General features: G+C 73.5%; 21 protein-coding genes. 16 read left to right on the top strand and 5 right to left on the bottom strand.

Annotation, left to right across the window (positions count from 1 at the left end; genetic code table 11):
* Window positions 1–39 precede the first annotated feature (39 nt).
* The 3 genes from ACZ6RC_RS16355 to ACZ6RC_RS16345 all read left to right on the top strand — a co-directional run bounded on the left by ACZ6RC_RS16355 (window position 40) and on the right by ACZ6RC_RS16345 (window position 1,965).
* Window positions 40–864, top strand: coding sequence for a DeoR/GlpR family DNA-binding transcription regulator (locus ACZ6RC_RS16355; protein WP_469583337.1), 825 nt, complete (start codon window positions 40–42; stop codon window positions 862–864).
* A gap of 52 nt (window positions 865–916) precedes the next feature.
* The gene (locus ACZ6RC_RS16350; RefSeq protein WP_469583334.1) at window positions 917–1,366 is read left to right on the top strand and encodes an SRPBCC family protein; all 450 of its coding nucleotides are present in this window, start codon (window positions 917–919) and stop codon (window positions 1,364–1,366) included.
* Between the two features lie 98 nt (window positions 1,367–1,464).
* Window positions 1,465–1,965 carry an SRPBCC family protein gene (locus tag ACZ6RC_RS16345; protein ID WP_391137965.1) on the top strand — a complete coding sequence of 167 codons (501 nt, stop codon included), beginning with the start codon at window positions 1,465–1,467 and terminating at the stop codon, window positions 1,963–1,965.
* Here ACZ6RC_RS16345 and cds1 read toward each other — a convergent pair.
* A complete protein-coding gene (cds1, locus tag ACZ6RC_RS16340; protein ID WP_469584338.1) occupies window positions 1,925–3,031 on the bottom strand; it encodes an L-cysteine desulfhydrase Cds1 in 1,107 nt (368 codons plus the stop codon). The two genes, ACZ6RC_RS16345 and cds1, sit on opposite strands and share 41 nt — an antisense overlap.
* A gap of 296 nt (window positions 3,032–3,327) precedes the next feature.
* Here cds1 and ACZ6RC_RS16335 point away from each other — a divergent pair, with 296 nt between their 5' ends.
* Window positions 3,328–3,642: a hypothetical protein gene (locus ACZ6RC_RS16335; RefSeq protein WP_391137971.1), complete on the top strand. Its 315-nt coding sequence runs from the start codon at window positions 3,328–3,330 to the stop codon at window positions 3,640–3,642.
* A gap of 223 nt (window positions 3,643–3,865) precedes the next feature.
* Complete coding sequence (locus ACZ6RC_RS16330; protein ID WP_469583329.1) at window positions 3,866–4,468, top strand: ATP-binding protein; 603 nt, start codon at window positions 3,866–3,868, stop codon at window positions 4,466–4,468.
* A gap of 105 nt (window positions 4,469–4,573) precedes the next feature.
* Here the strand turns inward: ACZ6RC_RS16330 and ACZ6RC_RS16325 are convergent, their stop codons facing one another.
* Window positions 4,574–4,855 (bottom strand): SHOCT domain-containing protein, encoded by a 282-nt coding sequence (locus tag ACZ6RC_RS16325; protein WP_391137977.1) that lies wholly within the window; start codon window positions 4,853–4,855, stop codon window positions 4,574–4,576.
* A gap of 181 nt (window positions 4,856–5,036) precedes the next feature.
* Here ACZ6RC_RS16325 and ACZ6RC_RS16320 point away from each other — a divergent pair, with 181 nt between their 5' ends.
* The 10 genes from ACZ6RC_RS16320 to ACZ6RC_RS16275 all read left to right on the top strand — a co-directional run bounded on the left by ACZ6RC_RS16320 (window position 5,037) and on the right by ACZ6RC_RS16275 (window position 16,264).
* Window positions 5,037–5,600: a TetR/AcrR family transcriptional regulator gene (locus tag ACZ6RC_RS16320; RefSeq protein WP_469584333.1), complete on the top strand. Its 564-nt coding sequence runs from the start codon at window positions 5,037–5,039 to the stop codon at window positions 5,598–5,600.
* Between the two features lie 124 nt (window positions 5,601–5,724).
* The gene (locus ACZ6RC_RS16315) at window positions 5,725–6,318 is read left to right on the top strand and encodes a DUF4865 family protein (RefSeq protein ID WP_469583326.1); all 594 of its coding nucleotides are present in this window, start codon (window positions 5,725–5,727) and stop codon (window positions 6,316–6,318) included.
* Window positions 6,319–6,594: 276 nt separating this feature from the next.
* Window positions 6,595–8,043, top strand: a complete 1,449-nt coding sequence (locus tag ACZ6RC_RS16310) for an RICIN domain-containing protein (protein ID WP_469583322.1) — start codon at window positions 6,595–6,597, stop codon at window positions 8,041–8,043.
* A 305-nt stretch (window positions 8,044–8,348) separates the two neighbouring features.
* The gene (locus ACZ6RC_RS16305; RefSeq protein ID WP_469583319.1) at window positions 8,349–9,272 is read left to right on the top strand and encodes a glycosyltransferase family 2 protein; all 924 of its coding nucleotides are present in this window, start codon (window positions 8,349–8,351) and stop codon (window positions 9,270–9,272) included.
* Entirely contained in the window at window positions 9,269–10,678 is a 1,410-nt protein-coding gene (locus ACZ6RC_RS16300; protein WP_469583317.1) for an NAD(P)/FAD-dependent oxidoreductase, read from the top strand. Before ACZ6RC_RS16305 ends, ACZ6RC_RS16300 begins: the two co-directional genes overlap by 4 nt.
* Window positions 10,671–12,089 carry an aspartate aminotransferase family protein gene (locus ACZ6RC_RS16295; RefSeq protein WP_469583313.1) on the top strand — a complete coding sequence of 473 codons (1,419 nt, stop codon included), beginning with the start codon at window positions 10,671–10,673 and terminating at the stop codon, window positions 12,087–12,089. The genes ACZ6RC_RS16300 and ACZ6RC_RS16295 overlap by 8 nt, the downstream gene beginning before the upstream one ends.
* The gene (locus ACZ6RC_RS16290) at window positions 12,086–12,448 is read left to right on the top strand and encodes a hypothetical protein (RefSeq protein WP_469583310.1); all 363 of its coding nucleotides are present in this window, start codon (window positions 12,086–12,088) and stop codon (window positions 12,446–12,448) included. The genes ACZ6RC_RS16295 and ACZ6RC_RS16290 overlap by 4 nt, the downstream gene beginning before the upstream one ends.
* A complete protein-coding gene (locus ACZ6RC_RS16285) occupies window positions 12,445–13,929 on the top strand; it encodes an FAD-dependent oxidoreductase (RefSeq protein ID WP_469583307.1) in 1,485 nt (494 codons plus the stop codon). The genes ACZ6RC_RS16290 and ACZ6RC_RS16285 overlap by 4 nt, the downstream gene beginning before the upstream one ends.
* Complete coding sequence (locus tag ACZ6RC_RS16280; RefSeq protein ID WP_469583305.1) at window positions 13,926–15,146, top strand: MFS transporter; 1,221 nt, start codon at window positions 13,926–13,928, stop codon at window positions 15,144–15,146. Before ACZ6RC_RS16285 ends, ACZ6RC_RS16280 begins: the two co-directional genes overlap by 4 nt.
* A 296-nt stretch (window positions 15,147–15,442) precedes the next feature.
* Window positions 15,443–16,264, top strand: a complete 822-nt coding sequence (locus ACZ6RC_RS16275; RefSeq protein WP_469583302.1) for a peptidoglycan-binding domain-containing protein — start codon at window positions 15,443–15,445, stop codon at window positions 16,262–16,264.
* A gap of 108 nt (window positions 16,265–16,372) precedes the next feature.
* Here ACZ6RC_RS16275 and ACZ6RC_RS16270 read toward each other — a convergent pair whose 3' ends face one another.
* Together ACZ6RC_RS16270 and ACZ6RC_RS16265 are read right to left on the bottom strand one after the other, a co-directional pair.
* Window positions 16,373–17,137 (bottom strand): SAM-dependent methyltransferase, encoded by a 765-nt coding sequence (locus ACZ6RC_RS16270; RefSeq protein WP_469583300.1) that lies wholly within the window; start codon window positions 17,135–17,137, stop codon window positions 16,373–16,375.
* A 167-nt stretch (window positions 17,138–17,304) separates the two neighbouring features.
* Window positions 17,305–18,531, bottom strand: a complete 1,227-nt coding sequence (locus ACZ6RC_RS16265) for an ROK family protein (RefSeq protein ID WP_391137989.1) — start codon at window positions 18,529–18,531, stop codon at window positions 17,305–17,307.
* 95 nt (window positions 18,532–18,626) lie between these two features.
* On the opposite strand from ACZ6RC_RS16265, the gene ACZ6RC_RS16260 reads away from it, so the two are divergent.
* Entirely contained in the window at window positions 18,627–19,265 is a 639-nt protein-coding gene (locus tag ACZ6RC_RS16260; RefSeq protein WP_469583296.1) for an endonuclease, read from the top strand.
* Window positions 19,266–19,623: 358 nt separating this feature from the next.
* Here ACZ6RC_RS16260 and ACZ6RC_RS16255 read toward each other — a convergent pair whose 3' ends face one another.
* A complete protein-coding gene (locus ACZ6RC_RS16255) occupies window positions 19,624–23,265 on the bottom strand; it encodes a hypothetical protein (protein WP_469583294.1) in 3,642 nt (1,213 codons plus the stop codon).
* Between the last annotated feature and the right edge of the window lie 16 nt (window positions 23,266–23,281).

The following is a 23,281-nucleotide window of genomic DNA, read 5'->3' as shown; positions in this document are numbered from 1 at the left end:
CAATCCCCCAGTCCCCTGCGGAAGGAACGGCACCCGGTGGTGAGCGACCATCAGAATCTCCTCGCCGAACAGCGGCGCGCCCTCATTCTGGACGAGGTCAGGCGACGTGGCGGTGTCCGGGTCAACGAACTGACGCGGCGGCTCAACGTCTCGGACATGACCGTCCGCCGGGACCTGGACGCACTGGCCCGGCAGGGCGTGGTGGAGAAGGTGCACGGCGGCGCGGTGCCGGTGGTCGAGGCCAGCACGCACGAGCCCGGATTCGAGGCCAAGTCCGCCTTGGAAGCGGGCGCGAAGGACGAGATCGCCCTGGCGGCGGCGCGGATGGTGACGCCGGGCGCGGCGATCGCCCTGTCGGGGGGTACGACCACGTTCGCCCTGGCCCGGCAGTTGCTGGAGGTGCCGGATCTGACCGTGGTGACCAACTCGGTCCGGGTCGCCGACGTCTTCCACACCGCGCACCGGCCCGGCTCGGCGGCCGAGACGCGTGCCGGTGCGGCGACGGTGGTCCTGACCGGCGGGGTGCGCACCCCGTCGGACGCGTTGGTGGGCCCGGTCGCCGACCAGGCGATCCGCTCGCTCCACTTCGACATGCTGTTCCTCGGCGTGCACGGCATCTCCCTGGAGGCGGGCCTGTCGACGCCGAACCTGGCGGAGGCCGAGACCAACCGGCTGCTGATGCGCTCGGCCCGCCGGGTGGTGGTGGTCGCCGACCACACCAAGTGGGGGACGCTGGGGCTCAGTTCCTTCGCGCGGCTCGACGAGGTGCACACACTGGTGACGGACCGGGGCCTGTCGGCGCGGACGCGGGCGGAGATGGCGGAGCATCTGCCGGGTCTGGTGGTGGCGGGCGAGGAGACGTGACAGGGGCGTCCGCACGCGGGATCGTGAGCGGCGTGAACACAGAGAGTTCGCGGTGAGCGCCTTCCGGATCGAGCGCGTCACCGCCCTTCCCGCGCCCGAGGCGTGGCGGCGCCTGACCGACTGGCCGGCCCACGGCGCCCGCGTGCCACTGACCCGTACGCACGTACTGACCCCCGGTCCCCCCGGCGTGGGCACCCGGTTCGTGGCACGGACGGGCATCGGCGGGCTCGTTTTCGACGACCCGATGGAGGTCGTTCGCTGGGAGCCGCCGACCGGGCCCGAAGCGCGGGACCGGCCCGGCGTGTGCGCCCTGGAGAAACGCGGCCGCCTGGTGCTGGGCCGGGCGCGGATCGAGGTGTACGCCCTGCCCTCGGGCGGCTCCCGCGCGGTGTGGACGGAGGAGCTGCGGGTACGGGCGGTGCCGCGCGCCCTGGATCCCGTGCTGGCCCTGGCGGGGCGGCGGATGTTCGGCCGCGTCCTCGACGGACTGCTGGACGGCTGAGACCGGCCGCCGGACGGCCGGGAAGGACTCCTGGGCATCTGACGGACCGCCAGCTATGGTGTGCGGACTTCTGCCCTGCCCCCTGGGAGGTACGGTCCATGGCGCGCCGACTCAGGCTCGTGGAAACAGACTTCGCCGCCTTGGCGCCGCTGCGCCTGGTCTTCACGGCCGAGCTCGCGGCCCCGCCGAACGCCGTCTACCGCTCGCTGGCCGAGGAGGTCGGGAGCTGGCCTTCCTGGTTCACGGCGGTCGTCTCCGCGACCCCGACCGGCGGCGGCACGGGCCGTACGGTCCGGTTGCGCGGCGGGGTGCGGTTCCAGGAGACGATCATGGCCGCCGACCCGGACAGGCGCTACGCCTACCGGGTCGACGAGACCAACGCGCCGGCCGTGCGCGCCATGGTGGAGGAGTGGTCCCTCTCCCCCGCCGGGCCCGGCACGCGGGTCCGCTGGACGATGGCCGTGGACGGCCCCGCCCCCTGTCTGCTGGCGATGCGGCTGGCCCGGCCCGGCGTGGGCAAGGCCTTCCGCGACGCCATGCGCCGGCTGGACCTGCGGCTCACTCCGGCCAGGCACCCGTCGCGAGGAAGCGGTCGATAGCCGCCGCGTAGGGCGCGATGTCCAGCCCCTGCCTGGCCAGCCAGGCGTCGGAGTAGTACTTGTCGAGGTAGCGGTCGCCCGGGTCACAGAGCAGCGTGACGACGCTGCCCGTACGGCCCTGTCCGACCATCTCGGCGACGATCTTGAACGCGCTCCACAGCCCGGTGCCGGTGGAGCCGCCCGCCTTGCGGCCGATCGCGGCCTCCAGGGCGCGGACGGCGGCGATGCTGGCGGCGTCCGGGACCTTCATCATCCGGTCGATCGCGCCGGGGACGAAGCTGGGCTCCATACGGGGCCGGCCGATGCCCTCGATACGGGAGCCGCAGTCGGCCGTCGCCAGGGGGTCATCGTGGGTCCAGCCGTCGAAGAAACAGGAGTTCTCCGGGTCGGCGACGCAGATCCTGGTGTCGTGCTGCAGGTAGTGCACGTAGCGGGCGATGGTGGCGGAGGTGCCGCCGGTGCCCGCGGTGGCGACGATCCAGGCGGGCTCGGGATACCGCTCCAGCCGGAGCTGCTGGTAGATCGACTCGGCGATGTTGTTGTTGCCGCGCCAGTCGGTGGCCCGCTCGGCGTAGGTGAACTGGTCCATGTAGTGCCCGCCGGTCCGCTCGGCGAGGGCGGCCGACTCCTCGTACATCTTGCGCGAGTCGTCGACGAAGTGGCACTGGCCGCCGTGGAATTCGATGAGACGGCACTTCTCGGGGCTGGTCGTGCGGGGCATCACGGCGATGAACGGCACACCGATCAGCTTGGCGAAGTACGCCTCCGAGACGGCCGTCGAGCCGCTGGACGCCTCGATGACGGGCTTGCCGGGACGGATCCAGCCGTTGCACAGGCCGTAGAGGAAGAGCGAGCGGGCGAGGCGGTGCTTGAGGCTGCCGGTCGGGTGGGTCGACTCGTCCTTGAGGTAGAGGTCGATGCCCCACTCCTCGGGCAGGGGGAAGCGCAGGAGGTGGGTGTCGGCCGAGCGGTTGGCGTCGGCCTGGACCTTGCGGACGGCCTCCTTGAGCCAGGCGCGGTACTCCGCGTCGCTGCGGTCGACGTCGATCGTGGCCGAGGCGCGCATGCCGGCGCTCTCGTCGGCGCCCGCGGTGACCTGGCCTTCGGCCGTCGGTGCCCCCGCCCCGGCGTCCGACGCGGTGCTCGGCGCCGCGTCTCTCGCGGTGTTCTCGTTCTCCGTGGTGCTCATGCGCCCTTGTCCCTCTCGTTGGCCCCAGACGTTGCCCCACTGTCGACGATAGCCCCCTCACCTGCGCAAACCTTCGCTTTGGGGTTCCATAGGATTCGCTTGCGCAAGGGCCCCTGGTGTGGCCGCCGTCCGCCCGGCACACTGGTGGGGACAACCGGAGCGAAGGGGGCGGAATGGGCGAGACGACGGAGCCCGAGTTCACGGCCACGGGTGTACGCATCGAGCGGTGGCCCCGGTCGCTGACCCGGGCGGGCGAGGTCCGCATCGAGGACGGCAGGCTGTCGCTGCTGACCAGCTACGGCAGCGAGATCGACAGCGCGCCGGTGAGCGCGGTCCGGGCCGGGCGGCCCTGGTTCGCGAAGCCGGACGAGACGGTGGCGAAGGTGAACGGGACCCGCTACCGCCTGACCATGGACGGACCGCGGGAACACGCCTCGGGGTCCGGTCGCTTCCTCGCGGCCTTGAAGCGGGCGTCCCGGACGCGCTGACCCCGCACCCGCCACCACCGGGGCACCGCGCCCGGGGCACCGCGCCGGGGCGGGCGCGGGTCGCCGCGAGTTGCGGAGCCGTCACACCTGGTTCACGCTGGGAGATACCTCACAGAGGGTTTACCGGCGGTGACGCTGTGAACCAGCCCGCCGCCGCCGTGCACAGCGCAGTGAAGATCCGACCCTTCGTCTTCTTCCGGACCTACTTCGGGGAGTCGCAGCCGTGATCAGCGAGCCAAGAAGGCACTGCACGGTGGAGCTCCAGGCCCTGCCGTCGCGGATCGGTCAGGTCCGCAGAATCGTTTCAGCGCATCTGCGCTACTGGCATCTCGACGCCTTGATCGACCATGCGGCGCTCGGCGTGACCGAGCTGCTGACCAACGTCCACCGGCACGCCCAGCCGGACAAGACCTGCACCGTCGAGATCGAGCTGATGCTCGAACGCCTCACGGTCTCGGTCCATGACAACGACCCGCGGATACCGGACTTCGGCGGCACGCCGGGCTCGCGGAACGCCATGACCGCCGACCAGTTCGCCACCTCGGGCCGCGGCCTGGCCATCATCGAGGCGGTGAGCGAGAGCTGGGGCATCCGCCCGCACGGCGAGCGCGGGAAGGTCGTGTGGTTCACCCTCCCGGCACCCGCCCCCACCGTGGCGCTGCCCTCCCGCCTCCACTCGGTCTACGGCGCGACCACCGACGGCCCCTTCGCCGGGCTCGGCCGCCTGGGCGCCGCGGCGGGCACGAGCCTGGACGGCATCCCGTTCGGCACGCCGACGGAGCCCCTGCCCTCGCCGGTGGCCGCCCGCTCGGCCCTCACCGGCTGACCTCCGGCCGCGCCGCCGCCTCCCGGCCCCCGCGGCTCGTGGGACCGGGAGGCGGCGTTTCGGCAGGTCAGTCGGTACGCCCCCGGGAGGTGGCGTTTCGGCAGGTCAGTCGGTACGTCCCCGGGAGGCCGCGGCGCGGCCGAACTGTTCCTCCAGGACGGTCAGCCGGCGCCAGTACTCGTCCTCGTCGATCTCACCGGCCGCGAAGCGGTGGCCGAGGAGCGCGATCGGGGACCCCTCGCCGGGGATGGCATGCGCCCGCCGACCGCGGGGACCGCGCCACCCGGCGCGGCGCAGCACGGCGACCACGGTGACGATCACCGCCGCCCAGACCAGGGGGAAGAACAGGACCCAGGGACCGGGGCCCTCGTAGGCGAGCGTGTTCATGGCCGTTCAGCTCCTCGTGCGTCCGTCGTACGGGTCGACAGGTCGAGCGTCGCGCGGGAAGGGGGCCCGGGGCGTCGTACCGCCGGCGGCATCGTCCGTACGCCCCCGGGAGTAGCGGGCGCCGCCCCCGCTTCTCTCTGTACCTACTGGTATGTACACTCCTGCCATGAGTACGTCCGCCATGAATACGTCCGAGCGCTTGATCGAGGCCACCCGCGCACTCCTGTGGGAGCGCGGTTACGTCGGCACCAGCCCCAAGGCGATCCAACAGGCCGCTGGGGCCGGGCAAGGCAGCATGTACCACCACTTCGCGGGGAAGCCCGACCTGGCGCTGGCGGCGATCCGGCGGACCGCCGAGGAGCTGCGGGAGCAGGCGGAGGCCGTGCTGGGCGGCGACGGGCCGGCGTACGCGCGCCTGGAGGCCTACCTCCTGCGCGAGCGCGACGTGTTGCGGGGCTGCCCGGTCGGCCGGCTGACCATGGACCCGGACGTCATGTCCGACGAGGTCCTGCGCGCCCCGGTCGACGAGACCCTGGACTGGCTGCGCGCCCGGCTGGCCGGGATCGTGCGCGAGGGCCTGGAGAAGGGCGAGTTGGCGGGACCCGCGGATCCGGCCGCGCTGGCGGCGACGATCGTCGCCACCGTGCAGGGCGGATACGTACTGGCCCGGGCGTCGGGCTCCCCCGCGGCCTTCGACACGGCCGTGCGCGGCCTGCTCACCCTGCTCACGCCCCGCACCGCCTGACGCGCCGCCACCCCTCCGCGTCGTCGGTCGCAGCCACGGTCACGGCCGCCGCGGAGTCGCAGCCGCCTCGCAGTCGAAGTCGCAGTCAAAGTCGCGTTCGCTTGAGAAAACCGGAGGCCGTGCGATGCACGCCATGCAGTACGAGATCACCCTGCCCGCCGACTACGACATGGGGATCATCCACGAGCGGGTGGCCACGAAGGGACCCCTCCTGGACGACTTCCGCGGGCTCGGGATCAAGGCGTATCTGGTGCGGGAGCGGGAGGACGGGTCGCCGGTGAACCAGTACGCGCCGTTCTATCTCTGGACCAGCCCCGAGGGCATGAACTCCTTTCTGTGGGGCCCGGGTTTCCAGGGCATCGTGAACGACTTCGGTCGGCCGGTGGTGCAGCACTGGACGGGCCTCGCGTACACGGAGGGGCCGGCGTCCACGGCGGCGCCCCGGATCGCCACGCGCCGCAAGATTCCGGTACCGGCCCACACGCCACCGGCCCAGGCCGTCGCGGAGGCGCTCGCCCGGCACGCCCGCGAAGCGGAGGCCGCCGGCGCCGTGGCGAGCGCACTGGCCGTGGACCCGCGCCACTGGGAGCTGTTGCACCTCACGCTGTGGGCCGCCGACAGCCCCGAGGTGCCCGCCGACGCGGACGTCGACCGCTTCCGGGTCCTCCATCTCTCGGCTCCCGAGCGGGGCTTCCTCGGCGGCCCGCTCCGGGAGTGACGCGGGCGTTCCTCGCCGCTCCTCCCGCCGTCATGTTTACGTAACCAGATCCCCCCGGCCGACAGTTCGAAACCTGCGATCAACTCCTTGACAGCACTGGGGAGTTCTCGCAAACTTTCCGGGAAACCTCGTGTTTACGTAAACATAACGTCGGGCCGGGAGCGCCCCTGCCCGCATCGACCCCCACATCCCCTCTTTCCCCCCACCGGAGCCGGTCCGTCCGCGCCCCCCGACGCGGGGCGCCGCGACCGACGACCCACATCCGAGGTATCGCGCATGCGACGTACGACATCGACAACGGCGGTCATCGTCTCCGCCGTGGCCGCCCTTCTCCTCTCCCTGCTGACCACCACGGGCACCGCCCAGGCCGTCCCGGCCGCCATCGCCAACGGGACGCAGTTCACCGACCCGAACGGCGAGCCCGTGAACGCCCACGGCGGCGGTGTGATCAAGGTGGAGAACCACTACTACTGGTTCGGCGAGAACCGGAACAGCGACAACAGCTTCCGGTACGTCTCGGTGTACCGCTCCACCGACCTGAAGACATGGGAGTTCCGCAACAACGTCCTGACCGCGGAGAGCGACCCGGAGCTGGCGGGCGCCAACATCGAGCGGCCGAAGGTCATCTACAACAAGTCGACCGGCCAGTTCGTGATGTGGATGCACAAGGAGGGCAGCGCCTCCGACTACTCCGAGGCGCGCGCCGCCGTGGCCGTGTCCGACACCGTCGACGGCGACTACACCTGGAAGGGCAGTTTCCGGCCGCTCGGCCACATGTCCCGTGACATCACCGCCTTCGTCGACACCGACGGCACCGGCTACATGATCTCCGCGGCCAACGAGAACGCCGACCTGCACATCTACCGCCTCACCGCCGACTACACGCAGATCGACGCGCAGGTCCAGAAGCTCTGGGCCGGGCAGTCGCGCGAGGCGCCCGCCCTGTTCAAGCGCGACGGCGTCTACTTCCTGCTCACCTCCGGCGCCACCGGCTGGCCGCCCAACCAGCAGAAATACGCCACCGCCACCGGCATCACCGGCGAATGGAGCGACCTCAAGGACATCGGCGACTCCACGACGTACCGCAGCCAGACCACCTACGTGCTGCCGGTCCAGGGCACGGAGGGCACCAGCTACCTGTACATGGGCGACCGCTGGGCCGGCGCGTGGGGAGGCAAGGTCAACGAGTCGGCGTACGTGTGGCTGCCGCTCGAGTTCCCCACCAGCACCACCATGACCATGGGTTACTCCCCCGAGCTGACCATCGACACCGCCGCGGGCACCGTGACCGGCCTGGACGTGGCCTGGGAGGCCCTGGCGGCCCGCAACAGCGGCAAGTGCGCCGACGTCACGGGCTTCGAGACCGAGGACGCGACCCTTTTCAGCCAGTGGAACTGCGGGGGTGAGGTGAACCAGCACTTCTGGCTCAAGGACGTGGGCGACGGCTTCGTCCAGGTCGTGGCCCGCCACAGCGGGAAGTGTCTGGACGTGAGCGACGCCTCCACCACGGACGGCGCGCAGGCGGTGCAGAACGCCTGCGACGGCGCGGCGTCCCAGCAGTGGAAGGTCGAGACCTCCGACACCAGCGACTACGTCCATCTCGTCGCGCGGCACAGCGAGAAGTGCCTCGACGTCTCCGAGTGGGGCACCTGGAACGGCGCCACCCTCCAGCAGTGGACCTGCAACAGCGGCGACAACCAGAAGTGGAACCGGTCGACGGTCTGACCGACCGGGACCGGCGCGCCTCCCCACCAGGCGCGAACCCCGGGGCCGGCTTCCGCGGCGACACAGCGCCCGGAGGCCGGCCCTTCGCCGTGCCGCACCCCGTCGACAGCACCCCGCCCGGCCCGCAGTTCCGGCCACGCCCCTCGCACTTCTTTCCGCCACCGACCTTGGCCAGGAAGCGTGTTGCTTCTTGTTTGTTCTTGTTGAATGCTGATGTTCGTCGCACATTCTCTGCAAGTGGCTCATTTCTGAACCATGTGAGAGGTAACGGGGTGCAAGGCAACAATCGATTAATCGATGACCCGATGATCAGCATCGTCGTCCCCTGCTTCAACGAAGCCGACGTGCTTCCGCACACGCACGCACGGCTGAACGCCGCGCTGCGCACACTCGACGTCCGCCGCACCGAGATCGTCTATGTCGACGACGGCAGCGCGGACGACACCTGGAAGACCCTGCTGTCGCTCGCACGGCAAGACGAGCGTGTCCGCGCGATCAGGCTGAGCCGGAACTTCGGGCACCAGTCGGCGTGCCTCGCAGGCCTGCGGTCCGCCGGTGGCGACGCGGTGGTCGTCATCGACGCGGACCTGCAGGACCCGCCCGAACTCATACCGGAGATGGTCGACCTCTGGCGGGAGGGGTGGGCGGTGGTCTCCGCCAGGCGCCGTCGGCGCGCGGGCGAGACGACCTTCAAGAAGGCCAGCGCCTACGCCTTCTACCGGCTCCTCAACGCGGTGTCGGACCACCCGCTCGCCCTCGACACGGGCGACTTCCGCCTGCTGGACCGCGCGGTGGTGCGCGGCCTGGCCGACCTCGACGACAGGAACCTGTTCCTGCGCGGCGCCATCAGCTGGTTCGGCCACCCGGAGACGAGCATCTCGTACGACCGGGACCCCCGGTTCGCCGGGGAGTCGAAGTACACCCTCCGCAAGATGCTCGCCCTGTCCCGGCGCGGCATGCTCGCGGGCTCCGTCGCACCGCTGCGGATGACCAGTTACGCGGGTGTCTCCGCCCTCGCCGGCGGCCTCGCCCTGTCCTCCGTCCGCCGGGATCCGGGACCGCTGACGCGTTCCTGCGGTTTCGCCGCCCAGGCGCTCGCCCTCGGGGTGCTCGGCGAGTACCTGCACGCCGTGCTCCGGCAGGTGCAGAACCGTCCCGACTACGTCATCGAGGAACAGTTCGCCCGTACTTCCTACCCGGTCCCAGTCGTGGAGGGCTGCGCACGATGAACACCCGTACGGAACAGCCCGGCGACCCCTCGCCGGCCCCCGTGGACGTCGTCATCGTCGGCGCGGGCTTCACCGGCCTGTCGGCGGCTCTGGAACTGGCCGCGCTTGGCATGCGCTGCCGCATCATCGAGAGCGAGGACTCCATCGGGGGCCTGGCCGCGAGCTTCGCCGTCGGCACCACCAGGCTGGAACGCTTCTACCACCACTGGTTCGCCTCGGACAGCGAGATGCTCCGCCTGTGCGAGCAGTTGGACATCTCCCACCTCGTCGAGGCGCACGAGACCCGCACCGGCGTCTACTTCGCCAACTCGGTCTACCGCCTCTCGGCCCCGCTGGACCTTCTGCGGTTCGCCCCGCTGCCCCTCGCGGACCGGCTCCGCCTCGGCCTCCTCGCGCTGCGCGCCCGGCGCGTCCGCCACTGGCGCGAGCTGGAGGCGCGGACCGCCCGTGAGTGGCTGATCTCCCTCGGCGGACGTCGGGTGTACGACGTGGTCTGGCGCCCGTTGCTGGAGGGGAAGTTCGGCAGGTACGCCGACCAGGTCGGCGCCACCTGGATGTGGACCAAGCTCCACCTGCGCGGCGGCAGCCGCACCAAGTCCGGCCGCGAGACGCTCTATTACATCAAGGGCGGCTGCGAGGCCCTGCTGACCGCACTGCACGAGCGGCTCGAACTGCTGGGCGTGGAGGTCGTCACCGGACAGGCCGTCGAGGCCGTCCACGCGGACGAGCGGGGGGTCACGGGCGTCGCCACCGCCCAGGGCTTCCACCCCGCCCGGCAGGTCCTCGTCACCGCGGCGCCGCAGATCGCGGCGGGTCTGCTCCGGCACGACGGGGCGGAGCACCCGGCCGTGCCGGAGACCCGCCGTGCCTGGGACGCCGTGGACTACCTCGGCAACGTCTGCCTGGTGCTGGAGAACGACCGGAGGCTGTCCGACACGTACTGGCTGAACGTCAACGACCCCGACTTCCCCTACGTGGGCGTCATCGAGCACACCAATCTCGACCGGCCCGAACGCTACGAGGGCAGGCACGTCGTCTACCTGTCGAAGTACCTGCCGACCGACGCCGAGCTGTACCGCATGAGCGACGAAGAGGTCTTCGACCACAGCCTGCCGTACATCCAGCGCATGTTCCCGGACTTCCGCCGCGAGTGGGTCCAGCGCTACCACGTCTGGCGTGCCGCGTACGCCCAGCCGGTGATCACACCCCACTACAGCCGCGTGATGCCGTCGGTGGAATCGGCTGTTCCCGGCCTCTATCTCGCGGGCATGGCCCAGGTCTTCCCCGAGGACCGGGGCACCAACTACGCCGTCCGCGACGGGCGCAGGGCCGGGCAGCTCATCGGCGACCGCGCCGCGTCGCTCGTCCCTTCCCCTTCCGACGCCTCCCGGAGCGCCGATGTCTGAACTCCTCACGCTGGACGACTGCGACAGCATGACCACCGAACAGGTGCACGACATGTACCGCAGGTACGTCAGCCGCAGCCAGGTCTCCCTCATCGGCTCCTTCGGCTTCGGGCGCGACCTCGTCGACCACGCCCAGGGCGCGTGGATCCACCTCCGGGACGGACGCCGCGTCCTGGACTTCACCGGCGGGGTGGGCGTGCTCAACCACGGCCACAACCACCCCCGTGTCCTCGCCGCCCGACGCCGCTTCCAGGACGCCCGCCGGATGGAGGTGCACAAGAACTACCTCTCGCCGTATGTCGCTGCCCTCAGCCACAACCTGGCCGAGCTGCTCCCGGGCGACCTCGATGTCAGCTACTTCCCCAACTCCGGGGCGGAGGCGGTCGAAGGGGCCGTGAAGCTGGCGTACAAGTACCACCGCGGCCGGCGGGGCACGATCCTGCACACCGACATCTCCTTCCACGGCAAGCTCCTGGGCGCGGGCACGCTCACCGCCTCCCCCGAGATCCACTTCCCCTACCCGCGGATCCCCGGCGCCGACTCCTTCCGCTACGACGACCTGAAGTCCTTCCGGCTCGCCCTGGAGCGGCACACCGGCAGCGACGGGGACTCCGACGTCTACGCGGTGGTCATCGAGCCGTTCAGCGCCTCCAGCCTGCGCGCGTGCTCGCCGAAGTTCCTCCACGAGGTGCGGCGGCTGTGCACCGAGCGCGACATCGTGCTCGTCTTCGACGAGGTCTACACCGGGTGGGGCAAGACCGGGGAGCTCTTCCACTTCATGCACCACCCCGGCCTCGTCCCCGACATCGTGACCACGTCGAAGTCCTTCGGCGGCGGCAAGGCCTCCATCTCGGGCTACATCACCCGGGAGCCGATCTTCCGGGCCGCCTACGACAACCTCTCCGACGCCACCCTGCACAGCACCACGTACTACGGATTCGGCGAGGAGACGGCCACCGCGCTGGAGGCCGTCAACGTCGCCGTGGAGGAGGACTTTCCCGGCCGCGCCCGCGCCCTGGGACGGCGACTGGGCACGGGCCTGCGGGACATCGCCACGCGCCACCCCAAGCTGGTGCAGCGAGTCAACGGCCTGGGCGCCCTGCACGGCGTCTTCCTCGATCCCGGTCTCACGATCCCCGACCGGCTGCGTTCCGCCCTGCCCACCTCCCTGGCCCGGGACCCGCAGGTGATGGAGAAGCTGCTGACGGGCGCCGTCGTCGGCGCCCTCTACCGCGATCACGACATCCTGACCTTCTTCGGGTCCAACCGTTCCATCGCCCTGGTCGTGTCCCCGCCGCTGGTGACCGCCGACGACGAGGCGGACATGTTCCTCCGGGCCCTCGACGACGTGCTCGGCCAAGGGGCGACCCGACTGGTCGCCGCACTGCTCAAGGAGAAGGTCGGCACGTGAGCCCCACCGACGTCCTGACCGCCTCCGGCCTGCCCGCCTGCTGGGCCGCGGAGTACGACGTGCTGCGGCCGGAGCAGGCGCGCGCCCTCGCGGTCCTGCACACCCGCCACACCCTGGCCCGGATGCCGGCCGCCTACCGGCACGCGGTGGCCCTGGCCCTGCGCGCGTTCCCCTTCGCCTTCTACGCCGTCACGCGCCGACGGCCCCAGGACGCGCCACCGGACGTCGTCCGCCAGGGCATGACACGCCTGCGACGCACCCCCGGATACGCCCAGATCCTGCGAGCGACCACCGCTCTCGCGCTGTACGGCGCCCTCGACGGCGGCGTTCCCCTCCAGCGGACGGGGGACACGCCGTGACCAAGCCGTTCTCCCGCCCCGAGGCCGTGACCGAGATCGCCTGCGACGCGCTGGTGATCGGATCCGGCGCCGGAGGAAGCGTCGCCGCGCTCGAACTGGCCCTGGCCGGACGGTCGGTGACGGTCCTCGAAGAAGGGCCGCGCGTCACCACCCGGGAGCTGGCCGCCACGTCCCCGGCCGCTTCCATGCGGCGCCTGTACCGCAACGGCGGAGCCACCCCCGTCTTCGGAGCACCGCCGATCGCCTTCGCGGAGGGGCGCTGCGTCGGCGGGACCACGGTCGTCAACGGCGGTCTGTTCTGGGAGCCTTCGGCGGCCCTGCTCGACCGCTGGGCCGCATGGTCCGGTTACGGGGGGTACCGCGCGCCGTCCCTGGGCGGGCACTTCGCGGAGATCAGCGGCCGGTTGGGCATGACCGTCCAGGAGCACGGGGACGGCAACGCCGACTCCCGTCTCCTGGCCGAGGCCGCGTCGTCCGAGGGATGGCGCTGGCAGCACCCCCAGCGGGTCGTGACCGGATGCCTGCACCGCAACCAGTGCGCGACCGGTTGCCCCAGTGGGGCGAAGCAGAGCATGGCCGAGTCCTACCTCCCGCGCGCGCAGGCGCTGGGCGCCGTCGTCCGCCCCCACACGCGCGTGGACCGTCTCGTCCACGAACGCGGCGTGGTGCGGACCGTCGAGGCGACCGGACCGGACGGACAGCGCCTGCGCTACCGGCCCCGTACGGTCTTCCTCGCCGCGGGCGCCACCGGCTCACCCGCGCTGCTCCGCCGCAGCGGCATCCACCGACGGCGGGCCGGGCGGGACATGGCCCTGCACGTCAACCTGCGCACCATCGCCCGGTTCCCGGAGCCGGTCGACTCCCACAAGGGCACGATCTTCACCGCGCAGGTCCAGGAGTTCTCCGACCTGGGCATCCTGATCATGCCCTCCAACCAGACGGCGGGAAGCCTCGGCGCCGCGCTCGCCGGCCGGGACCCCCGTACGGTCGGCGCCTATCTCGACGCACAGGCCCACCTGGCCACGTACACCACACAGGTACGTCTGCAGGGCACGGTGGCGATGTCCACGGGCGCCGGCGGCATGACGTTCCTCCGGCACCGGATGACGAAGGCCGACCACCACGCGCTGCGGCTCGCGTTCCGCCGCACCGCCCGCCTGCTCCTGGCGGCCGGGGCCACCGAGCTGGTCCCGCCCACCGGCGCCGCCGGCGTCCTGCGCACCGGGGACGACGTCGAGGCGTACGCGGAACGGGTGCGCCCCGCCGACTGGGAGCTGGTGTCCGTCCACGGCATGGCCGGCTGCCGCATGGCCCGTCCGGAACGCGGCGGCGTCTGCGATGACCACGGCCGTCCGCACGGCTTCGCCCATCTGCACGTGTGCGACGCCGGTGTGCTGCCCGGGGCGACCGGCATCAGCCCCCAGGGAACGATCATGGCCTTCGCCCACGAAATCGTGCGCCGACACCTGGAGTCCGCGTGACCGACAGCGCCACACACGCCGGCCCGTCCACGAGCCCGGCCGACGGCGGCCCCCGCGCCTTCACCGGTGCGGCGGTCGTCGCCTCCTGCCTGGGCTTCGTCCTGATCGGCGCCCTGCAGGCCCTGTACGGTCCGGCCATCCCGGCCTTCCGTGACGAGTACGCCCTCTCGCCGTCCGCCGCCGGTCTGGGGCTGAGCGCCCACTTCGTCGGCGGCGTCGCGGGCGTCCTGGTCTTCGACCGCCTCTACGGCCGCATCGGCAACCGGGCCCTCCTGGGCGGCTCCTACCTCCTCATGGGCCTGGGCGCGGTCGGCTTCGCCCTCGCCCCCGACTGGCCCTTCGCCCTCGTGGCCGCGCTCCTGGCGGGGCTCGGTTTCGGCGGCGTGGACTACGGACTGAACCAGCTCTTCGCCACCGGCTTCGGCCACCGGTCGACGGCCATGCTGAACATCCTCAACGCGCATTTCGGCGTCGGCGCGATCCTCGGCCCGGCCGTGATCGCCGCCGCGGGCGCGGACCGGTACCCCGCCGTCTTCCTCGTCTTCGCCGTCCTCAACCTGCCGTTGCTGCTGTGTCTGAAGGGGGTCCGCGACACGCCACCGCCCCCGGAGGCGCCCTCCGCGGCGTCGCCGCGCACGGCGGTCCGCACCCGCAGCCTGGTCACGCTCCTGACCGTGTTCGTCGCGCTGTACGTCCTGCACGTGGGCATCGAAGCGGGAGTGGGCGGCTGGGAGCCCACCCATCTGGAGACCGTCGGCTACAGCGCCGGATTCGCCGCCACCGCCACCTCGGTGTACTGGCTGATGATGACGGTGGGGCGTTTCCTCGTGGCGCCACTGGCCCTGAAGGTCTCCGCACAGACGATCATCACCGTCTCCTGTGCCGGGATGACCCTCTGCCTGCTGCTCGCCGCGATCCCGGGTGCGGCTCCCTACGCCTACGCGGGAGTCGGTCTCTTCATCGCCCCGATCTTCCCCACGGCGTTGCCGTGGCTGAACCGGGCGGCGCCCCAGGCCGCGAGGGCCGGCGCGCTGGTGATCGCCGCGTCCATGGTGGGCGGCGTCGCCGCCGGGCCCGTCCTCGGCAAGGCCATCGAGTGGTCGGGCGTCCGCGCGGTGCCGCTCCTGCTGGGCTTCGTCTCGGCCCTCTGCCTCGCGGCCACCCTGTGGCTGATCCGCGCGACGCGCCCCGCTTCACCGCCCGCACGGGGCGACTGACGGCGGGCCGCTTAGCAGATCGTTACCAAGTACGCCGCGACTTCGCTGGTTTGCCACACGATCACACAGGTATTCTCACCCTCCACGCGGAACACGCCACCCGGCCCGCACCCTTGCGGTGCGGGTGGTGCGGGGCCCGATGCGGAGTCCCGCGTCTCCCGGCCCGCGCGCGTCGCGCGAAGGCAGCGCGTGAAGCGTGTCCTGGAACAGCCGACAGGAGTTCAGTGAGCACGCATCCCTGCCCGCAGTGCGGTGGCCGCCCTCCGTGTGTCTGCGCCTCCGCACGCGACGCGGCCGTGACGCGCCAGGGCGAGGGCACCGTCGGGGAGTTCGGCCAGGAGTGGATCCGGCCGTACGTCGGTCTCCACGAACCCGTGCCGGTCGACGCTCCGGCCGCTACGACCGCAACCTGGGTGACGTCCCGGATCACGGACGACACTCCCCGGCCGGCCGACCCGGACCGTCCCGTGCCGCGCACGGCCGGGACCAGGGCGTCACACCGCGCAGCGGCCGGCCCCCGGAAGCGGCGCCGGGCCCTCCCCCTCACCGCCGCGCTGGCCGCCCTGGCCGGCTCCGCCGCGATCGTGGGGGCGTACGCGTTCACCCGGGGCTCCGACACCGTCGAGATGACGGGGAACCCGCCCGCGAGCCGGCTCGAAGTGGTGGACGGGGAGGAAGACGGGACCGCATCACCCTCACCGGACCGGAGCAGCGCGTCCCCCACCGGCCCCGAACCGACCACATCGGCGAACGCACGCGCCGGCGCCGGCACGTCCACTTCGGCTTCGCCCTCGCTTCCCGGCACCTCCCCGGGCACGAGCCGCACACCGCTTCCCGGACCCGCCCAGGGCAGCCCGGCGGCCACGGCGACGACCCCCGCACCGGCGACCCCCACCGAGGGGCCGACGCTGCGCCGGCACGACCGGGGACCCGAGGTCGCCGAACTGCAGGGTCGGCTCGGCCGGTTGGGCCGGTGGCCCTTTCCGCAACGGGATCACTTCAACCGCCATCTGTACGACGCGGTGCAGCGCTTCCAGGCGGACCACGGCATCGTCGACGACGCCCCCGGGGTCTACGGTCCGGCCACGCGCCGGCAGCTGGAAGCCATGACCTCGTGACGGCGACGGGCCGCGCGGGCCCAGTTCGGTCTTCGGGCGGACCGGGCTACGTTCCGAACGCGCCCTAGGGGGTGTCTTGTCGATCCGGCTTGATCGACAAGACACCCCCTAGGCGACCGGGACGAGGGTCAGGTACGCGATGCCGAGGACCTCGCGGTAGCCGTTCAGCCAGGCCGAGCGCTGGCGGTCCACGCGGGTGCGGGCCTCGGCGGCGAGGGGGTGGTCCGGGTGGGCGGCCAGCCAGAGTTCGGTGGCGTGGCGGTAGCCCGACTCGAACTCCTCCCACTCCTCGCGGCTCGCCGTCTCGATCCAGGCGGGCCGGAAGCCCGCCTCGATCGCCAGGTCCACCAGCCCGCCGAGCGACAGGTGGTCGTCGGTCCGCGCGTCCGGCCACATCCCGGCGAGCTGCTCCGCCGTCGGCGTACGCTCCCAGAAGCCCTCGCCGAGCACGACCCGCCCGCCCGGCGTGACCAGGCGTCGCAGTTCACGCAAGGCCGCGGCCGGGTCGTGCGGCTGGTCGGGGTCGCAGAGGGCCTGGCTCGAACCGAGGCACAGGATCGCGTCGACGGGCCCGCGCGTGGTGCCGAGCGCCGACTCCTCGACGAACTCCACCCGGTCGGCGAGTCCGCGTTCCCCGGCGAGGACACGGCCCCTGGCCAGGTCCTCCCCGTTGATGTCGAGTCCGACACCGGTGGCGCCGGGCGCGGCTTCCAGGACGCGCATCAGGAGTTCGCCCCAGCCGCAGCCGATGTCGAGGACGGTGGCGGGCGCGGGGGCCGCGAGCCGCTCGATGAGGCGGGTCGCCCGGGCCTCGGAGAGCGGGCCGTGGAAGGTGAGGTCGCCGAGACGGGGCGGAAGATCATTCGCGGTCATGGCGGGGAGGTTAGTGCGCGGACCGGGGGTCCGCCCCTCCATTTCCGTCCGCGGCGGAGCGCCGGGGCACGGGCCGCACGAGACCCCGGGCGCACGCACCCCCGGTCGGGGCGGCGCGGGCTTCGGGATCCGCGTGCCCGGCAGACCGGGGCGTAGGACGCCGCCCTCTAGGCCACCGGTCGGCCGAGGGCGGCCAGCGGGTCGTCGAGGACCGGCTGCCAGGCCAGCTCCGCCGCGCCGACCAGGCTGTTGTGGTCCAGCGTGCACGGCAGGATCGGCACGCCGCCGCTGCGCCCCCACAGGCTGCGGTCCGCGACGACCGCACGGAGCCGGTTGGGGTCGGCGTCGAGCAGCTCGCGGTGCAGGCCGCCGAGGATGATCCGGTCGGGGTTGAGGATGTTCACCAGCCCGGCCAGGCCGAGCCCCAGACGGTCGATCAGCTCCTCGGTCGCGGCCCGAACCCCCGGGTCGTCCGGCCTGGTACGCAGCAGGTCGCGCGCCTGTTGAAGCAGCGACACCTCCGGCCCGGGCGCGCGACCGGCGACCGTGAGGAAGGCGAGCGGGTCGGTCTCGACGTCCAGGCAGCCCCGGCTGCCGCAGTGGCAGGGGCGGCCCTCGGGGTTGACGGTGAGGTGGCCGACTTCGAGGGCCAGGCCGGAGCTGCCCGTGTGCAACCGGCCGTCCAGGACGAGGGCGCCGCCGACGCCCCGGTGACCGGTGGCCACGCACAGCAGGTCCTTGGCGCCCCGCCCGGCGCCGTGGCGGTGCTCGGCGAGGGCGGCGAGGTTGACGTCGTTGCCGGTGAAGGCGGGGCCCTCGATGCCGGCGGCGCGGACGCGTTCGGCGAAGATCTCCCGTACCGGAGCGCCGGCCGGCCAGGCGAGGTGGAGCGGGTTGAGCGCCGTACCCTCCGGTTCGGCGACGGCGGAGGGCGCGGCAAGCCCGGCCCCCACGCAGCGCCGGCCGGTCTCGCGGAGGAGCGCGGCGCCCGCGTCGACGACGGCGCCGAGCACCTGGGCGGGGTCGGCGGAGACGGTGACACAGCCGGGGGCGGTGGCGACGATGGTGCCGCCGAGGGCGACCAGCGCGGCCCGGAAGCCGTCGGAGTGGACCTGGGCGGCGAGGGCGACGGGGCCCTGGTCGGCGACGGCGAGGCGGTGCGAGGGGCGGCCCTGGGAACCGGCGGCCGCGCCGGGGTTCGAGTCGACCCGGATGAGCCCCAGTGCCTCCAGCTCGGCGGCGACGGCTCCGGCGGTGGCGCGGGTGACGCCCAGCTCGGCGGTGAGGACGGCGCGGGTGGGCGCGCGGCCCGTGTGCACCAGTTCGAGTGCGGGTCCGAGCGCTCCGCGCCCCCTGTCCAGACGTGTCTTGGTCGTCGTCGCCTTGCCGTTCATGGGGGCGAGTCTCCCATGATCGGGGAGAGCCCCGGTTTCGGCGGGGGCCGAGGGGGTAGCGGCGCGGCGGAAACACGAGGTGCGCGGGAGGTGTCATGGCACGCTCCGAGGCGAGTGCGCGGGCGCGGGCGCTGGTGGCGGACGAGGCCGGGCGGACGTACGCCGAAGAGGCCGGAATCCGACTGAAGGACACGCCGCAGCCGCTGTACCAACTGCTCGTGCTGGCTCATCTGCTGAGCGCCAGGATCCGGGCGGCCACGGCGGTGGCGGCGGCCCGGGCCCTGTTCGAGGCGGGGATGCGCAGCCCGCGGGCGATGCGCGACGCGAGCTGGCAGGAGCGGGTGGACGCCCTCGGCGAGGGCGGCTACCGGCGGTACGACGAGCGGACCGCGACACAGCTCGGCGAGGAGGCCGAGCTGCTCCTGGAGAAGTACGGCGGCGATCTGCGCCGGATGCGGGCCGCGGCGGACGGGGACGTGGACGCGCTGGGAGCGGCGCTGCGCGAGATGCCGGGGATCGGTCCGGCGGGCGCGGACATCTTCCTGCGGGAGGTGCAGGGGGTGTGGCCGGACGTCGGCCCCTATCTGGACGAGCGCGCTCTGGAAGGCGCCCGCCGGGCCGGCCTTCCCGCCGACCGTGCGGCCCTGGCGGAGCTGGTTCCGGGCAAGGACCTCCCGGCCCTGGCGTCGGCCCTGGTGCGGACCTCGCTCGACCGCCCCGCTAAGGGTTCGTAGGGGAGAGCTTGGGCGCGCGCCACGGGCGCCCTACGGGACGGCAGGGCGGTGGCCCGCACCGCACAAGGCGCCCTCCGGGACGCCGGCGGCCTCCCCTCGCTCGCCCTCTCCCGAGGACGATCGGCTCGGCGACGGAGCCGCCCGGATCCGCCCGCACGGAGCAGCGGGTGCGCGTAGCCCGCCGTACTCCGTCACCTCCCGCGCCGCCTCCCCGGACCAGCGGGCGCCCGCCGCCCGTCCCTGGCCGAGGCCATCCGTCCCTGGCCGAGGCCGCCCGCCGTACGCTGCCACCTCCCGGGACCAGAGCGACCCGCCGCCCGCGACCAGTGCGTCCCGTCCCCCACCCCCGGACCCGGGGTCACTCCTCGTACTCCGTCACCTCCAGCGCCGCCTCGCGTACGTCCGGGTCCGCGTGGCGGCGCAGGGTCCGCAGCAGGTCACGCCACTCCGCGGGCCAGCTCAGTCGGGCGCCCATGCCCGACACCACGCCGACGGCGAGCAGGCCGTCGATCGTGTCGCCGCCCGTGGCGGCGCCCAGCAGGGCGGTGCGTACGGCCGAGGTGTCCTCCAGGCCGTCGACGGCCATGGAGGCGCGGGAGTCCAGGCTCCGGGCGACGGTGGCGGCGGCCACCCGGCTGTGCCGGACCGTGTCGGCCAGCTCGCCCAGCTGCGCGGAGAGCCCGGGGGCGTCCTGGTCGAACGCGACGAGGGAGACGAGCAGGCGCGCGCGGACGGCCGCCAGGCCGGGCTCGCCCGCCAGCAGGTCGGCCACCGCACGCGGCACGTGGCGGGAGGAGGTGGCCGCCCGCAGCGATTCCGCCAGCGACCGGAGTCGCCGGCGGGCCGGGAGGTCCCGGCCGTGCGGGTCCTCGTAGCCGTCCTCCTGCTCGCGGCGGACCCCGGCGAGGAGCGTGGTGACGGTGGTGTGCAGCAGGCCGCCTTCCGCCGCCCCGCCCACGGGGTGCGGCGCACCGGAGCCGGCGAGGTCGGCGAGCGCGGTGGAGTGTGTCCGCCAGACGCCGCCCGCGGCGAGGTCGGTCACCCGGTCGCGGAGGACGGTGAGCACGTCGGGCGTGGAGGCCGCCCATCGCGGAAGGGCCCGGTTCGCCGCCGCGCGGACGTCGGGGTCGTCCGCGGCGGACAGGTCGACGACGAGCCGCCCGTACCGCGCGCGGTACGCGGCCGGCAGGGCCCGGGGAAGGGTCTCGACGAGCGCCATCCGCACCGGGGGCGCGTCGCGCGCGGCCTCCTCCAGCACCTCCCAGGTGCCGGGCTCGCCGAGCAGCCCGGGTGCGGCCCGGACGATCACCGCCCGCACGTCGGGGTGCCCGCCGGGGGCGCGGAACGCGGCGGCCAGCAGCGCGGCGGCCCGGGCCGTGGGGAGGAACCGTGCGGCCAGCCGGACGGCCTCCTTGCGGCTGGTGACCTTGGCGTCGCTTCCCGGTGCCAGAACGGCGGCCAGCTCTTCGGCGAGCGGTTCCGGCGCGCTGTGCGCGGCGGCCTTGCCCACGGCGTGGACGGCCACCCGCGCCCGGTCGCCGCCCGCGTGGTCCAGCAGGATCCGCAGCGATTCGGCGGGCCGGTCCGGTCGGACGGCGGCGACGAGGGCGGCCTCCGCGAGCACCACCTCCGGTGCGTCCAGATACGCGTCGACCACCTCCCGGCCGTGGCCGCCGGGCAGGGCTCCGGCGGCGAGCAGGGCGGCGGCCCGCTCCCTCAGGGGCCGGGACGTGTCCGCGACCGCCGCCCGCGCCACCCGGGCCGCCGCCTCCTGCTGGCGCGGCAGCCAGCGGTCGGCGTACGCCACGTCGGGCAGCGGGCGGTCGGCGCCGCGCGGCAGGAAGCGTCCGTACGGCGGTTCCTCGGCCAGCAGCGCGTCGAGCAGGTCGGTCCGCCGTCGGGCCACCACCTCCCGTACGGCGGGAAGGACGGCGGCCGAAGGCTCCCGTTCCAGGATTCGGCTCACTCGCGCCTCGCGCGTGCGCGGATCCGCCAGCCAGTGTCGGGCCGCGGTGGCGGCGGCCTCGTCGCTCCCGGAGCGGAGGGCGCTCTCCAGGAGATCCTGGAGACCGGGGATGTCGTGGGCCCGCCGGCCGAGCGCGGCGGCGAGACCGAGGAGGGGTGCGTGGTCGCCCTTGTCGGCGGCCGTCTCCAGCCACGGCCGCACCGCGGCGAAGACCTGGTGTTCCTGGCCCCTGCGGAGCGTGGCGCCGAGGGGGCCGAACACCAGCGTGCCGGTGTCGCCGGTGATCAGGGGCAGGGCGGCGAGCGCCCAGGCGGCCAGGGCGGGCCGACCGGACACGGGGGCGGGCCGGTCGGGGGACGTGCCGTCACCGGCCTGCGCGGAAGGGCGTTCCTCCGCCGTGGCGGGCGTACCGGAGGCGGTTCCGCTCGCGCTCACGTTTCCGCCGCTGTTTCCGCCGCCCACCGGCTCCGTCGTCCGGTCGGTCCGACGGTCGACGGACCCGGGACCGCCGGACTGTCGCCCCGCATCGGCCGTACGGGGAGCCGGGCCGGCGCCCCCGCGGCCGTCCGCCCTCCCCGTGTCGGTGTCCGCGTACGCCACCACCAGGCCGAAGGCCAGGCGGCAGAGGGCGCCGCGGCCGGCGTCCGAGGCGTCGCGGGCGTCCAGCGCGTCCCGTAGGACGCGGTCGAGCCCCGGCACGTGCCGGTCGTGGAGCACCGACGGGGGCAGTCCGGCCAGGGCGTCCAGGGCTTCGGCGCGTACGGGGTCGCGCTCGTTGCGCAGCCGGCCCATGAGGTCGAGGGCGTCGGTCACCGCGTCGGGGCCGCCGTCCCGGCCGGCGCAGGCGAGCAGCTCCCGCCACACCCGGGCCCGGTCCTCGGCGTCGGGTTGCCGGAGGGCGTCCAGCATCCGGGGCCGCGCCTCGGCGTAGGGCCCGTACGCGGCGGTCTCCAGCACGTCCCACCAGAAGTAGCCGCCCTCCGCGTCGGCCTCGGCGAGCCAGCGCCTGACCTCGGCCCACCGGCGCTCCCGGGGAAGGACGTCGAGCAGGTCGTCGGGGACGTAGCCGGTCGACGGCTGCCGCCCGTTCAGGGAGTCCAGGAAGGCGGCCCGGCGTCCCAGGGGCATCGCCTTCAGCAGGGCGGCGAGGTGCGGTGGGTGCCGTAGCCACGCGCGGGCGAACCGTCCCAGGGACGGCGGTTCGGCCCTCACCAGCGCGCGCACGGCGCCGGGCGACAGCCGCTGGGGATACCGCTGGTGGTCGCGGTCCGGGGAGAGGAGCCATCGCAGGGTGCGTTCGGCGTCGGCGTCGAACAGCCCGGCCACCCGCTGCCAGATCGGGTGCGGCAGCGTGCCGGGCCCGTACCGCTCCAGCAGGTCGAGGACACGGTCCGGGCGGAGCCACACCAGGACGGCCAGGCCGTGGGCGTTGCGCTGCCACCACCCGTCGCGCTCCCAGCGGTCGTACAGGTCGGCGAGGTCGCGCCCGGCCTGGTCGAGGAAGGCGTCCGGATGGCTCCGCGCCAGCCGGGCCGGCCGCTCGACGGCGTGGGCGACCTCGGGAAGCAGCGCCGCGACGAACGGTGCCGAGCAGGCGGGCAGCAGCCGCGCGGCTTCGGCGTCGCCCCATGTGGCGCGTAGGCGCGGTACGAGCCGTTCGGCGAGCGCCGTGCGGCCGCCGGCGAGCACGAGCCGGGCCAGGCGGGCGCGCAGCGCGGCCGACGCGCCCTCGTGGGCGGCCTCCACGGCATCGTCCGGGACCGGGAGCGTACGGGCGGCGCGCAGGGCGTAGCCGCCGACCACGGGGTCGGGGTCGGTGAGCCGGGCGACGAGGAACGTCTCGCGCCGTCCGACGAGCGCGGCGAGGGCGGCGAGTCGCCGCTCGTACGGGCCTCGCCGGTCCAGCTCGTCGAGCACGGTCTCCAGCTCGCCGCCGGCTTCGAGGCCGGGGACGCTGAGCGCCAGGTGCCGCAGTCGACGGTGGTGCGGGAGGGGGTCGAGGGCGGCGAGCAGGCGGTCCACGGCGTACGGCATCCGGTGATCATCCCGT

The sequence above is a fragment of the Streptomyces sp. NPDC048353 genome, assembly GCF_055587165.1.
This window is presented reverse-complemented; position numbering and strand designations above follow the sequence as displayed.